This window comes from Candidatus Desulfatibia sp. (genome assembly GCF_036446775.1).
Taxonomy (GTDB): domain Bacteria; phylum Desulfobacterota; class Desulfobacteria; order Desulfobacterales; family UBA11574; genus Desulfatibia_A.
The window spans coordinates 1-14,082 of record NZ_JAZFTO010000123.1; the positions used below are offsets into that span (position 1 = coordinate 1).

Below are 14,082 nucleotides of genomic sequence, written 5' to 3' on the forward strand. Positions count from 1 at the left end.
CTTTTCCTCCTCGGAGCACAAAAAATACAGCAAGGCCTGTTACGACCATAGTGACAATGATGATAATTGCTATCCGGCCAAATCCAGTGTTGTGCTGAAATACTTTATGCATATGTTTGCACCCCTATAACTAATTTTCCGGCTAACATTCCTGCAATACCTCCTGCCTTTGCTTGCGCGCAGTGATATCAAACATGATTATTAAATCCGCTGCTTTCTCGCCCAAAAAGCTAATTACAAGCTCCTGAAAATCCGGTCTGGCCGATCAAAAACAGACTTGTCTCCAGCATGTATATCCAAGATCCGTGCCAGGGATCATAAAATATTTTAAATAAGGTTCTTGTCTATTATTTGTTGTTATGCAATAATTTCAATCACTCAAACTATGTCGGCATTTTTATATAGAAACTTTAATCCATACAGATCGTATGCACAAAAATTTTAACAATAGATAAAAAGCTTAATATCATGTCACATAATTTGCAAGTTTTCAATTAGTTGAACAGTATAGTTTGATGATGTGTTAACATTGTTTTTCGTATAAATTTGAACTTGAATTTTAAATTCAATCCTCAAAATCCGGTGGTTCCTCCCCAATTCCTCCCCAGTCGGGCCGTACAAAAGCACTGCGAAAGCATATCCGGCAATGCAAACGCATGGTTCGTCATAGTCCTCATGAATTTCAGCCACTTTTATATTAGTAAAATCTTTTTTTAAAACATTTTTCCCAAGCTCATAAGAAATCATTGACAGATGATACAACTGTTATATATCGTATGTAACAATATTTACAGGGAGGGCCGATGTCAAGCTCAACAAAAACCAAATGGCTGCTTTTAATTCACCAGATACCCCCGAAGCCAAATTATTTTCGGGTTAAAATCTGGCGGAGACTCAAGCAGATAGGCGCGATTGCAGTCAAACAATCTGTTTATGTGCTACCTCAAAGTGAACAGTCATATGAGGATTTAAGCTGGATAGTAAAGGAAATAATAGAAGGTGGTGGTGGTGCCTCATTATCAGAAGTGAGATTCCTGGAGGGGCTTTCAAAAGAACAGATTGAATTAATGTTTCAAACAGCCAGGAGTGCCGATTATGCTAAGATTGTTGAAGAAGCCCGATCCTTAACCAATGAACTGACTGCAAACTTCTTTGACACCACCGCGAGCGTATCAAAAATAAAAGCTCAATTTTTTCGGCTGCAAAAAAGATTTGAAGAGGTTGTTGCTATTGACTTTTTTTCAGCTCCTGAGCGTGGTGCTGCCGAAGTAGTCATTTCTGAAATAGCGTCACAATTGAAAGGCGCTCCTGCTACCGCTTTCGGCACAGCCAGGACTATTAAAAATCTTAAAGGGAAAACATGGGTCACGCGGAAAAATGTCTATGTGGATAGAATAGCGAGCGCATGGTTAATAAAGCGTTTTATTGACAAGGAAGCAGAATTCAAGTTTGTGGCTTCCAAAAAATACAAACCAAAACCTGAAGAGCTTAGCTTTGATATGTTCGAAGCAGAATATACGCACGAGGGAGACCGTTGCACTTTTGAAGTGATGATTGATCGATTTGGCCTTGATAGTAAAGGACTCGTACCGATAGCGGAAATAATACACGATATCGATCTTAAGGACGATAAGTATGGTAGGCCGGAAGCAGCAGGCTTGACTATTTTATTTTCGGGGCTTTTCATGGCCCATTCAACCGACGAAAAAAGAATAATGCGAGGCGCAACAATTTTAGATGCTATGTTCGAATATTTTCAAAGGCAGAAAGTTAACTGATTAACCTTTCTCCGGATTCGTTTTTAAAGCGGCTCCGTGTTGAGTATGGGCAATTCAATGTTGACAATATTGCATCGTATTCCCGCCTTTCTGGGTTTGCAACGAAGCATATTCGGCCTGCTTTGCATGGTGATCCTGGTGGGCATGGGCGAACGAATGGCCGAAAGGTTCCTGCCCATCTACCTGATCGCTTTGGGCGGAAGTGTCGTCTCGGTCGGGCTGCTGAACGCGATGGACAATTTGCTGTCCGCTCTTTACTCTTTTCCGGGCGCTTATCTGTCGGATCGATTAGGGACAAAGCGGGCATTGCTCATCTTTAACATTGTCGCCATGTTCGGCTTTCTGATTGTGATCTTGATCCCCTCGTGGCAGGCGGTTTTGATCGGTGCGGTGTTTTTTCTCTCATGGTCGGCCATATCACTTCCGGCCACAATGAGTCTCATATTCCGGGTGCTGCCTAAAAACAAACAGACTATGGGCGTGAGTATGCATTCGCTGGTCCGTCGCGTCCCCATGGCGCTGGGTCCGATTTTAGGAGGTCTGTGCATTGTTACATGGGGTGAAACATCAGGTGTGCGCATGGCCTTTGTGTTTGCGCTCATTCTGGCAATTGTGGCCATAGTGCTTCAGCAAAAGCTAATTGAAGAGGTGAAGTCAAATGCCATCGGTGATCAGTGCCGGCTTGCACCGGAAAAAAATCCGTTGAAGCTGCTTTCGCTGATGAAACCTTCTCTGAAAAGGCTTCTTGTTGCGGATATTCTAGTGCGGTTTTGCGAGCAAATACCATATGCATTTGTTGTCATCTGGTGCATGAAGGTAATCGAACAACCGGTAACCGCCCTGCAATTTGGTTTTTTAACAAGCATTGAAATGGCAACAGCAGTGCTTGTCTATATTCCTGTGGCTTACTTGGCAGACAGAAGCACCAAAAAACCATTTGTCGTAATCACGTTTTTCTTTTTCACGCTGTTTCCATTGGTTTTAATGTACTGCCGCTCTTTTGAATGGCTAGTCCTGGCATTCATGCTGCGAGGGCTTAAGGAATTCGGTGAGCCAACGCGCAAGGCCCTCATTATGGATCTTGCTCCTGATGATTGCAAGGCGGGGATGTTCGGTTTGTATTATCTAATTCGTGATGTGTTCGTTTCGATCGCAGCCTTCGGGGGGGCTTTTCTATGGCAAATCAGCCCGGAGACGAACTTCTTTATTGCTTTCCTGTTCGGCGTTGCCGGCACGTTCGGTTTCACTTTGATGGGAAAGGATTTCACTTAATTGTTCTCTTTGGATTAGGGCTAATTGCCATAAACAATTTTTTTTGGTTTGATTTTTCCATCAGTAGAGTAGAACCTCGGTGCAGTGGCTATGGGCGTCGGTGGCCTTACCCCGGGTCCCTACCAGGTGCTTATGCCCTTTGCTTCCCTGATAGCTCTGGCCTTCTCCCTGAATAGAGAGGATCGGCGCGTATCCCTGCTTTGCAGGGTTTATCCCTCAAGCTTCATTTCAAATTTCTCTCAGCTTAACCCTGAATTACCTTTTCCAATGTTCTTCTGTAATAGATGTAATTGTCGAAAGGTATATCCTCTCGAACCCTACCGTCAACCATAGGTATGTATCCGCCATTGGCAAGCAGAGGCGGTACTTTCTCCTCGATTTCACGACGGATGGCCTTCTTGCCGCGGTGCAGGGTGTCCAGGTCAAGGCCTCCAATTAGGCGCAGGTCTCGTCCGAACTCCCGGCGCAGGTCTTGATAGTCCATGGCCTCCATCTTGACCTCATAGGCCCACAGGCAGTTGAACCCCCATTTAAGAATGCTTGGGATCAGCAATCTGGGATTGGTAAACGAGAGAAAGATTATAGTCTCCACTCCGTTACGGCTTAGCACCTCAAGGAGCGGCTGGTAGCTCGGAAGAACCAATTCCTCATACATTTTTGGTGAGATTAAGGGGCCTCGGTTCTCACAGATAGGCTCGACAAACACAGCGGCATCAATGTCAACATCCTCAAAAAGCCGTTCTGTCAGCCGCGCTGCAAACCGGCCTTGGACCATCATAACTTCGCGCACAAGCTCCGGATCTTTTATTAGAAGACGGATCACCTCTTTAAACCGTTTCCAACCAGAGACGCCCATTGAAAGGAAAAATCCCTGGTGCACACGAAGCATGAGTACATGGTCGCGGTTTCTCCATTTACGAACCTTCCGGCGCCATCTCCATGGCAGGCGGCGGGTGTCCTCCGGGTTAAGACGTTGTCTCAATGCATCCAATTGTGAAAATGAGCTGGGCCATTTTTTGAGCCCCGGGCGGGGATCAAGGTCGAGTTCTATGTGCTCGAGCCGGTCATAGGAGAACATCGTTGATAGATCAGACCCCCTTGCCAGGCCTTGCCTGCGCCATATTTTCAGTACTTCTTTGCGTATGCCTTCTTCAAAAAAAGGCACCCGGTCCACTGCTTCATAGCGCATAGTTCCACAAAATCTTTCACGGCTATTCATAAACTGATCGGTTCTAGGTTCAGGGTTCAGAGTTATAGGTTCAAGGGTTATAGCATGGCATTACTTAACGTTACAACTCAATGCTAGGATTGGTCTCTTTCACCCACCTGTCCGCCGTATAAGACTTTGGCAGGCGGGTTGGGAGAAAATTACTTGCCGCCTCTTGGAAGGCGCAACTCTTTTGGATTGAGCCTGCTAAGGCTCATCAACCCGGAATTTTGAACGTTGAACCGCTCAACCCGGGTTATAGACTATAACAGAATTTCTGAGTTGATTGGAAATGATATTTTGCAAGCAAACCGCTACCGTCTTAAAAATTTATAGCTTAGGATTTCAAATCAAAAAATTTGCAGCCCCAACAACCTAACAATTCGAAACCTGGAACAGATTCATTTCCATAACCCTCCTTGCTTATTACATCTTGATTTGACACGAAAAATTCTCTGCGAAAACATAGGGGCCGTCTTCACTCTTGACAAAATGAAACGATGCCTGGGGACTTGGACTTGGTGGGTACAATTTAACTTTTTGTATTGCTCGGGCTCCGCTATCGAAGGTTGCGAAAGAATCACATTTGAAAACTTTATGGGTGTAAAATTGTCATAAAACCAAGAGGTATAAGAACTTTCATTGTGATGTGACCCCATCACCGATGAAATTCGCTGTCTGAATCTTTCTACGGCCGTGGGCATGGCCCTTTACGAGAGCCTGAGGAAGCCTATTTTCCTATTCTGCTGTAATTCCGTAAACGTTTTTGGTCGGTGGAGTACCCCGTTTTTCAAGTGAAACCTTGACTTCCGCGTAATGGGGTCGTCCTTCTCGGTTAAACCCTATCAGTGCTTGCAGGACCTCCCAACCGATTTCCCCCCTCTCCGCCATTCTCGTTATCTCTTCGAGGGCTGTCCGATTATCGTATGAAATTTCACGGTATGGACGCTTAGAGATGAGTGCATCATAGACATCACTGACAGCAATAATTTCTGTCTGTCTGTCCTCGAGAGGAATTCCGGTGGGATAGCCGGAACCATCCTTTCTTTCGTGATGATCCCGAGCCAGTTCGGCGGACAGACAATCAGCATCTTTGAGATAATAACCCATAATGACATAGCCTGCTGCCACATGATGTTCGAGCATCGCCCGTTCGTTGCGAGTCAGAGGGGTTTCTTTCTTTAAAACAGACAGTGGCGTACAATTTTTCCCAAAGTCGTGCGACGGTCCGGTTTTAGCCATGAGATATTGAGCATCTTTATCCTCCAATAGGTCATTGTCCAATATGATGGATAGCGCATAAACAATGATTGAATGTCGATAGGTATATACGTCGCTATTTTGGAAATAGTCGAGATATTCCATAACCGGCAGAGGCAAACTCACCCGCTGCATTGTATCAAGGACTGTCTTTATCTGGGGATCTCCGAAGATTTTGTCATATGGGGGTTCCTTGAGAAACGACCGTGTATCTTTCGTCACGGAACCGTATCTGCTCAGATCAGATTCCGGGTATCGATCTTCACGGCTGGATTCGATTAGGGCGTTCAGTGTTTCGAGATCGAGCGTGCTTCCTTGGGCAAGCAGACAGTGATTATCTAACGTGTGTACCGGAAACTCAAGTTCAAGTAAAGCCATGGTGCCTCCTTGTTAACCGTCATTTCTAAATCCATTCAAAGATTTGTTTGTCAGAGCTTCACCGTGCCTCGGGTACTATTACTTAAAATTTCTTAACATAATCTGATCATTACGAGCTTAGCTCATTGATATAAAAAAATCAAACCGATTTCTGTCGAAGACGCAAAGACGTAATATGGTTGACTAAAGGGCCTTGGGTCATGGTGATACAATTTAACTTTTTATATTGCTCGGGCACAGCTATTGGACCTTGGTGAAACCCTAATTGAGCGCAAACAAAATGAAAAAATGAATCATTGTTTAATATTTCAGGGTGTAATATGGTATCAAGCCAGCATGTTATTATCCGTGTATGGGGAATGCGGGACATAAGTTTATAAGTTCCCACCAGGCTGGGTGTGGACAAGTACTTTTTATTGAGTCTTCTACTTCTTTACTGTTATTTGAAAATCGGTCCGATTTATGTGGAAATATTTCCGAACTTATAATCTTATGTCCCCTATCTTACAAGCTTAGAAAATTAGGGGGTGGCTGGATGGACGAAAAGGAAAAACTGTCAGGAATCGCAAACTACCTCAAAGAGTTGTTTCCCGGATGTGTTATTGAGAACATGTGGGATTCCAAATCTCGTAGATATATGTTTAGTGTTGATGCACCCACTGGTCAAACTAAACATACTATAGGTATTTCCAGTGAATTCGTCAGCGATAACGAACTGGAGGATATCGTCATTTGTCTTAAATTATATAATCTAAAGGGATATCTCGAAATATTCGGAAACAAAGAGATTTTGGTAACTAACGATGGCATAAATCCTGATGGGCCTGATTGAGGGGCATCCTTCCTGCTCCGAAACAAAGAGACCGCTTTGATTCAAGAATGATTTCTATGGACGGAAAATTTCGGATTAAGGCCTTGCCTCCGCAGCAAGCGCGGATTATTATTGTTGCGTTGTGTATCAAATCGTGTAAAATATTAGAACGCAACCAATGAAAAATTGTTAAGCGATTTTATGATAGGAGGTAAACCATGAGCATCGAACTCAAAGAAAACATAAAGGGTCTTTTTCTGAAATTAGAACAGCTGCGGGGCTATCTTTGACCTGGCCGGCAAAGAAAAACGGCTTGAGGAAATTGAAAATCTGATTGCTCAAAAAGGATTCTGGGATAATCCTGAAGAAACCAAAACTGTTTTGCAAGAACGCTCATTGATCTCCGGCCAAGTCGAAAAGTTCAACAACCTTTACCATGATCTTGAAGACAATGACCTGCTGCTGGACCTCGCCCTCGAAGAATCTGATGAGGAAACTGTCGAAGAAACCACTCAGCAAGTTCACGCCCTTGAAGGCAAAATACAAAAATTTTCTTTCGGCCTTATGCTTGATGGTGAGGATGATCGTAGTAACTGCATTGTTTCCATCAATGCCGGAGCCGGGGGAACCGAAGCCCAGGACTGGGCTGAAATGCTTTTTAGAATGTATACGCGCTGGGTTGAACGCAAAGGTTTCAAAATCGATATCATCGATTTTCAACCCGGAGAAGAAGCAGGCATCAAAAGTATTACCTTTACGGCCGGTGGAAACTATGCCTACGGCTATTTAAAAACAGAAGTCGGCGTCCATCGTCTGGTGCGCATTTCACCTTTTAATGCCAGTGGCAAGCGACACACATCGTTTGCCTCGGTATTTGTTTATCCTGAATTAGGCAAGGATATAACGGTTGAGGTAGAAGATAAGGACCTGCGCATAGATGTTTACAGAGCCAGCGGCGCCGGCGGACAGCATGTAAATAAAACCAACAGTGCTGTTCGCATCACCCACCTTCCCAGCGGAATCGTTGTGCAGTGCCAGCAGGAAAAATCCCAGCACAGAAATAAAGACATGGCCCTGAAGGTGCTGAAAGCCCGGCTATACCAGCTTGAGAAGCAGAAGCAGGATGAAATGGTCCAGAAAATGCACGCCGGCAAGGACGACATCGCCTGGGGCAGCCAGATCCGGTCTTACGTCATGCATCCTTACCAGATGGTTAAGGATCATCGCATAAATCTCGATGTCGGTAATATAAACGGTGTTCTGGACGGCGACCTTGATCCTTTCATTGAGGGGGTGTTACTAGCCGCCAAGTAAGAAAAAAATATTTGCCGCCAAGGCACCAAGACACAAAATATAATTTTAGTATTTTTTCTTCGTGCCTTGGTGTCTTAGTGGCAATTAATAATTTTTTCTAAAAAATTTTCAATAGTAAACATTCAATTCGGACTATGAATCCTGTTGATATTATTAGTGAATATTATAAGCCCGCCTCCGAAGCATATGCCATGCTCCTCCAGCACGGAAAAAATGTGGTCCGCAAAGCCCTCGATGCCGCCGCAAAGGTTCCCAACCTTAATCCCGACATTACATTTATTCAAGAAGCCACTATGCTTCACGATATTGCTGTTTTTATGACCGACGCGCCGGAACTGCACTGCACCGGGAAACACCCCTATATCTGCCATGGGTATCTGGGCAGAGAGCTTCTTGAAAGCAAAGGTCTTTTCAAGCATGCCATGGTATGTGAACGGCACGTGGGGGTTGGCATAACTGCCGAGGAGATAAGGCACCATAATCTGCCGCTGCCCGCACGTGATATGGTTCCGATATCCATAGAGGAACAGGTAATATGCTTTGCGGATAAATTTTTTTCCAAAAACGGCCCTCCAATGGAAACTGAAAAACCTGTGGCAGAGATCCTTGGCAACCTTGCTCACTATGGCCCCGACAAAGTAAAGACGTTTGAGTCGTGGGTACGATTGTTTTCATAGTCTGTCGCATTGCCCTTGACTTATACCACGGTTTCCTTTAAAAGTGCTTATCTTTCATTTGAATTCAGAGCGGCGCAGCCGCCCGCCCGCCTCGCAAGCGAAAGCGTTGCGGGCAGGCGTTATATAAAATCGCAAAGCGATTTTATATTTTGAGTTATGTAATAGGCTTTAAGCCACCCAGGCTCGATTGGGTGGCTTTTTTATTTTCAATGTGTAAATGGCCTTTTTCCGATGAGCGGCGTTCTCCGCGGGTTTTCGCTTACAGCGTACGTCATGTACGCTTCAGCGTAAACCCTTGTGTGGCCTTGCTCATCAAAAAAACTGCTCATTTCCGAATTGGAAACTCCCACTGAAAGCTAGCAGTTGTCCAATTGAATTATTGTAAGGGGTACTAACTGAGGCTGCTATGAACAAGCTGCTTGTCATCGATAATTACGATTCGTTTACTTACAACCTGGTGCAGATGTTCAGGCAATATGCTCTTGAAATTCAGGTGCATAGAAGTGATATGATTACTTTGCGGCAGATTGAAACGCTTAACCCGGACTATGTGCTCATCAGCCCGGGCCCCAAAGATCCAGCCCATGCCGGGATATCAATTCCCCTTATAAAAGCCTTTGGCCGCCAGATCCCCATTTTGGGCGTATGCCTGGGCATGCAATGCATGAATGAAGCCTTTGGCGGTAAAACCGTGCGCGCTCCGGTGCCGATGCATGGCAAAACCAGTATGATCCATCACAACAATGACGGTATCTTTGACGGAATCTGTTCTCCTTTTTCTGCAACCCGCTATCATTCTCTGATGGTCGCATTCAACCAGAGCGCGCTCAATGTAACCGCCCGCAGCCCCGAAGGGGTGATTATGGGAATGTCCCACCCGAAGTATGCGCTACACGGTGTTCAGTTTCATCCTGAAAGCTTTCTCACTGAAAACGGCTATTTGCTTGTGGAAAACTTCCTCAGGCTGGGACCGCTCGCTGTTTCAGATTCCGGCAGGCGCAGTGCCAACGGAAGCTTTTTAAACACAGTAAAGAGTCCGGACTCCCGGGACACGGTTTTGATTCAGCCCCAAAGGGACTTTCCGGATCGTGCTCTGATGAAATGATTTGTACTCCGGAACGCTCTTTAAGGTAGAGCCGACGTTCTCTTACCCCCGCAATGCGGGACAGGCATGGCCCATAGGATCAGGTTTTTATGGCAGGATATAAAATGGATGAAATCAAAAAAATAGCCGGCAAAATAACCGGTATGCATGTCGAACCAATTGACCTTGGCGAATCGTTTATCGATTTTTCCGCCCGCTTTGCTGCCATGGCCGGCACAACTGTTCTTTTGAGCGGCGGCGACCTTGATTGTGCCCGATACCACATTCTGGGTGCCAAACCATGGCTGACCTTCAGGGGACGCAACCGGAAGATGACGATCACTTCCGCGGATCAAACCGTTGAGGTCAACGCCGATCCTTTTGACACCCTCCGTTCTATAATAAACGCTTTGCATCTGAATGATCTTGATTGGGATCAATCTGGTTGGCCGCAACCGCTTGCAGCCGGGCTTTTTGGTTATCTGTCTTACGACCTTAAAGATGTTCTGGAAAAACTTCCGCGCACCTCCGTAGACGATCTGCGACTTCCGCACATCTGTTTTTTTGCGCCGTCGATTATCGTTGTGCACGACAAAAGCACTGACAGCACCCGGCTCTGCATTCCCGCGCGCAACCTTGCCGGGCAAAGCAGCCTGGATGATGATCTAAATTTTTTTAAACAACTCCTGGCGGGAGAACCTCCGCAAAAAGGGAGTTTCAGTGGTGAGGCGGCCGGGTTTAAATCTAATTTCAAAAAATCCAACTACCTGCATGCCGTTGAAACCATCAAGGAGTACATTGCAGCGGGTGACGTTTACCAGGTCAACATGTCCCAGCGTTTTGAGATGGACTTTGAGGGGGATACCTTCAATCTTTTTACAAAACTGTACGCTAACAACCCGGCTCCGTTTTTTGCTTATATCAATGCCGGTGACCATCAGCTAGTTTCCACATCGCCTGAAAGGTTTTTGCTGCAAACCGGTGACCGCATTGAAACCAGACCTATTAAAGGTACCCGGCCCAGGGGCAAAACACCGGCCCAAGACGAACAGTTAGGGCGCGAGCTGAAGCAAAGCAAAAAAGACGATGCCGAACTTTCCATGATTGTCGATCTGTTGCGCAACGACATCGGCAAAGTCTGCCGGGCCGGATCTGTCCGGGTGGCGGAACACAAACGACTGGAAGCCTACCAGAATGTCTATCACCTGGTATCGATTGTCGCGGGCATACTGGACCCGGGCCGTGATGCGGTTGATCTTCTTAAGGCCGCTTTCCCCGGGGGATCGATCACCGGCTGTCCCAAAATCAGAACCATGGAAATTATCGATGAACTCGAACCGCACAGGCGGCATATCTATACCGGCTCCATCGGCTACATCAGTTTCCACGACACCATGGATCTTTCCATCGCTATCCGTACCGCCACTATATACAACGACAAAATTATCTTTTCCGTAGGGGGCGGCATTGTTTTCGACTCCGACCCGCTGGACGAATACGAAGAAACCATACATAAAGGTAGAACGTTGATGGAGGTTTTTATGGGCCAAGAAAAAAAAGCTTCAAAGAAAAGCTATGTATGGATCAATGGCTCCCTGGAACCGCAGGAGCAGGCCGTTATCCCCATAACCGATCTGGGCTTGCAGTACGGTTACGGGTTTTTTGAAACCATCAGAGTGGACCACGGCAACCCCAAGCATCTGGATGCACACATTGACCGCTTTTATCAAACCTGGAAGCACCTTTTTGCAGAAGAACCGCCGGACCTTACCTGGCATGATATTATCAATCAGGTCGTTGAAAAAAACGGCCTGCGCAATACAATCGCAGCCGTTAAAATAATGGTCACCAGGGGAGACCGCCAAGACCCTCCCTACAACCACGCGCTTGTGGTAACCGCCCGACCATACACGCATCGCCTAACAGATAAACAAGAACCGGGCTTAAACCTGGCCACATATCCGCATGCGCGCCAGACCCCCCTGGCCGATCATAAAACCCTCAATTATCTATATTATTTTCTGGCCGGCAAATGGGCCCTGTCCCAAAATGCCGACGAAGCCTTAATCCTAAACCCGGACAATACCGTTTCCGAAACCAACACGGCCAATATTCTGCTGATCAAAGATAAAACCGTAATAAGGCCGGCATCCTTGCATGTTTTGCCCGGTATCATGGAAACGGTTGTCTGCAAACTGCTTTCCGTGTGGGACTACAAGGTGGAACAGAGAATCGTGAAACCGGAAGACCTTTTTACTGCTGATGAAATTATGGTTACCAACGCTCTAATCGGGGCTGTGCCGGTATTGAGCTTGGACGACCATAAGCTGCCTCAACCATCAAACCTGTGGCAGAAGATCAACAAAGAAATTTTATAAACAACTCTGCCTATCCACTATCACCTTGTTCAATATTTTGCTTAATTCATTTTTACCGAATGGTTTATTAATAGCGCCCTTAAAACCGTATGCCCTAAAGTCAGTCATCACGGGATCCCCCGAATGGCCACTGCTCACGATGCCTTTAACTTCAGGGTCAATTTCAATAAGTTTTTCGATAGCATGCTTGCCTCCCATACCACCTCGAATGGTCAAGTCCAAAAGAACTGCATCAAAGGGCTCCCCTGATTCCTTTGCTTTTTTATAAATTTCAATCGCTTCAACGCCTTCTTTTGAGCATACTGCTTCATATCCTAAGCGACTAACAGTCTGACTCAGCACCTTTCTGATCATCTCTTCATCGTCCATAACAAGAATCTTGACCTTGCCGGTTAGCGCTTTTTCTTCCAATGTTTTCTTAACCGGTACTGCTATTTCGGAAGCCGGCAGATAGATATTGATGGTTGTTCCAACACCGACCTCGGATGCTACCGTAATCTTGCCATGATGTTTTTTTATGATGGAATAGGATGTCGCCAGGCCAAGCCCCATCCCCTTTTGAGTTCCTCGTTCTTTGGATGAGTAATATGGATCGAATATCATAGCAAGATCTTTGTCAGAAATGCCGACTCCTTGATCTCGAAACGATATTTTTACATATGTACCATCTTGCAGCGATAACAGTTCAGAACCTTTATCGGCACTAATCATAAAATTTTCTGCACACACCTCAATTGTTCCGCCTTGCGGCATAGCTTGAACTGCATTGATAACCACGTTGTTGATAACATGCCTTATCTGACCTTGATCAATCTCAGTCGCCCATAGATCATCAGGCATATTGAATTCACACCCTACATTTGAACCGGACAGGGCAAAATCAGTCGCTTTTTTTATTAGGTTTGAAATATAGCTTATTTTCTTAACCGGTGCTCCGCCTTTAGAAAAGGTAATCAACTGTTTGGTCAAATCTTGTGCCAGCAAGCTCGCTGCTTCGGCCTCATTCAGAAATTCAGTAACCCCATATTCAGGTTTAACATCATCTTTTGTCATGGAAATATTGCCCATGATTATGGACAAAAGGTTGTTAAAATCGTGGGCTATACCACCTGCCAAAATGCCGACTGATTCCAGCTTTTGTGCTTGCTGCAGTTGGGCCTCAAGTCTCTTTTTTTCTTCCTCTGCTTTCTTAAGATCTGATATGTCTATAAAGCTCTCAAGAAAATATTTCTTATCATCCATATTTAGAGAAGTTACTCTCTTGAGGATTGGTATCCTTTCGCCGTCTATGCTTAATAAAATACTTTCAGAGCTAACAACAGTTTGGCCAAGATTAGTGATGGGGCACTTTCCTTCCTCCGCGGGGCAAATATACTCATGACAAACCTTACCGGCTATTGTATCCGCTGAAACCCCAATGAGTGAAACTGCATAGGGATTGGCATCAACAATCGTGTGCGATTCAGCATCTATAATTATGATGCCTGTGTGTATTGAGCTACATATTGCATCCAACTTATCTTCACTCTTGCGTAGCGCTTCCTCGGCCTGCTTGCGCTTAGCATCAACCTTAGCAGCGTAAAGTGCCATCTCGATTGTTATCTTAAGATCCCTATCCTGGAACGGCTTTAGAATATATCCAAAAGGTATCGCCAGCTTGGCACGTTCAGACCTTTCTTCGTCAGTATAAGCTGTAAGAAAGATGACTGGAATATCGAAACGAGACTGAATGATTTCAGCAGCTTCAATCCCGTCCATCTCACCCTTGAGCACAATATCCATCAACACCAGATCAGGAAGATTTTCTTTTGCCCTAATAATAGCTTCTTCCCCGCTTGATACCGATGCGGTTACTTCAAACCCCAGGTTCTTCAATCTATTCTGAATGTCTCTGGCAACAATTATATCATCTTCCACTATCAA

The 14,082-nt window shown here is 45.4% G+C and carries 9 protein-coding genes and 1 pseudogene; 7 read left to right on the forward strand and 3 right to left on the reverse strand.

Annotated elements, in window-relative coordinates; translation table 11 throughout:
- Positions 1 to 803: 803 nt before the first annotated feature.
- Positions 804 to 1,778 (forward strand): chromate resistance protein ChrB domain-containing protein, encoded by a 975-nt coding sequence (locus tag V3S16_RS05850; RefSeq protein ID WP_413883741.1) that lies wholly within the window; start codon positions 804 to 806, stop codon positions 1,776 to 1,778.
- A 57-nt stretch (positions 1,779 to 1,835) separates the two neighbouring features.
- Positions 1,836 to 3,050 (forward strand): MFS transporter, encoded by a 1,215-nt coding sequence (locus tag V3S16_RS05855; RefSeq protein WP_413883742.1) that lies wholly within the window; start codon positions 1,836 to 1,838, stop codon positions 3,048 to 3,050.
- 244 nt (positions 3,051 to 3,294) lie between these two features.
- Here the strand turns inward: V3S16_RS05855 and V3S16_RS05860 are convergent, their stop codons facing one another.
- The gene (locus tag V3S16_RS05860) at positions 3,295 to 4,239 is read right to left on the reverse strand and encodes a uroporphyrinogen decarboxylase family protein (RefSeq protein ID WP_413883743.1); all 945 of its coding nucleotides are present in this window, start codon (positions 4,237 to 4,239) and stop codon (positions 3,295 to 3,297) included.
- A gap of 756 nt (positions 4,240 to 4,995) precedes the next feature.
- Positions 4,996 to 5,895 carry an HD-GYP domain-containing protein gene (locus V3S16_RS05865; RefSeq protein WP_413883744.1) on the reverse strand — a complete coding sequence of 300 codons (900 nt, stop codon included), beginning with the start codon at positions 5,893 to 5,895 and terminating at the stop codon, positions 4,996 to 4,998.
- A 535-nt stretch (positions 5,896 to 6,430) separates the two neighbouring features.
- On the opposite strand from V3S16_RS05865, the gene V3S16_RS05870 reads away from it, so the two are divergent.
- The 5 genes and pseudogenes from V3S16_RS05870 to pabB all read left to right on the forward strand — a co-directional run bounded on the left by V3S16_RS05870 (position 6,431) and on the right by pabB (position 12,159).
- Positions 6,431 to 6,727 carry a hypothetical protein gene (locus tag V3S16_RS05870; RefSeq protein ID WP_413883745.1) on the forward strand — a complete coding sequence of 99 codons (297 nt, stop codon included), beginning with the start codon at positions 6,431 to 6,433 and terminating at the stop codon, positions 6,725 to 6,727.
- 197 nt (positions 6,728 to 6,924) lie between these two features.
- Positions 6,925 to 8,020, forward strand: a protein-coding gene (prfB, locus tag V3S16_RS05875) for a peptide chain release factor 2 (protein ID WP_413883746.1) whose coding sequence is annotated in 2 segments (ribosomal slippage) — positions 6,925 to 6,993 and positions 6,995 to 8,020 — 1,095 coding nt in all. Because the reading frame shifts where the segments join, the coding sequence is not laid out codon by codon here.
- Positions 8,021 to 8,154: 134 nt separating this feature from the next.
- Entirely contained in the window at positions 8,155 to 8,697 is a 543-nt protein-coding gene (locus tag V3S16_RS05880) for an HD domain-containing protein (RefSeq protein ID WP_413883747.1), read from the forward strand.
- A 406-nt stretch (positions 8,698 to 9,103) separates the two neighbouring features.
- Positions 9,104 to 9,661, forward strand: a pseudogene (locus V3S16_RS05885) (anthranilate synthase component II); the annotation flags it as partial.
- Between the two features lie 230 nt (positions 9,662 to 9,891).
- A complete protein-coding gene (gene pabB / locus V3S16_RS05890) occupies positions 9,892 to 12,159 on the forward strand; it encodes an aminodeoxychorismate synthase component I (RefSeq protein WP_413883748.1) in 2,268 nt (755 codons plus the stop codon).
- Here pabB and V3S16_RS05895 read toward each other — a convergent pair.
- Complete coding sequence (locus V3S16_RS05895; protein ID WP_413883749.1) at positions 12,154 to 14,076, reverse strand: response regulator; 1,923 nt, start codon at positions 14,074 to 14,076, stop codon at positions 12,154 to 12,156. The genes pabB and V3S16_RS05895 overlap by 6 nt on opposite strands.
- Positions 14,077 to 14,082 lie beyond the last annotated feature (6 nt).

Coding starts and splice junctions, on each gene's coding strand:
- V3S16_RS05860 (WP_413883743.1), bottom strand. CDS start 4,239: ATGCGCTATGAAGCAGTGGACCGGGTGCCTTTTTTTGAAGAAGGCATA.
- V3S16_RS05850 (WP_413883741.1), top strand. CDS start 804: ATGTCAAGCTCAACAAAAACCAAATGGCTGCTTTTAATTCACCAGATA.
- V3S16_RS05880 (WP_413883747.1), top strand. CDS start 8,155: ATGAATCCTGTTGATATTATTAGTGAATATTATAAGCCCGCCTCCGAA.
- V3S16_RS05865 (WP_413883744.1), bottom strand. CDS start 5,895: ATGGCTTTACTTGAACTTGAGTTTCCGGTACACACGTTAGATAATCAC.
- V3S16_RS05870 (WP_413883745.1), top strand. CDS start 6,431: ATGGACGAAAAGGAAAAACTGTCAGGAATCGCAAACTACCTCAAAGAG.
- V3S16_RS05855 (WP_413883742.1), top strand. CDS start 1,836: ATGTTGACAATATTGCATCGTATTCCCGCCTTTCTGGGTTTGCAACGA.
- pabB (WP_413883748.1), top strand. CDS start 9,892: ATGGCAGGATATAAAATGGATGAAATCAAAAAAATAGCCGGCAAAATA.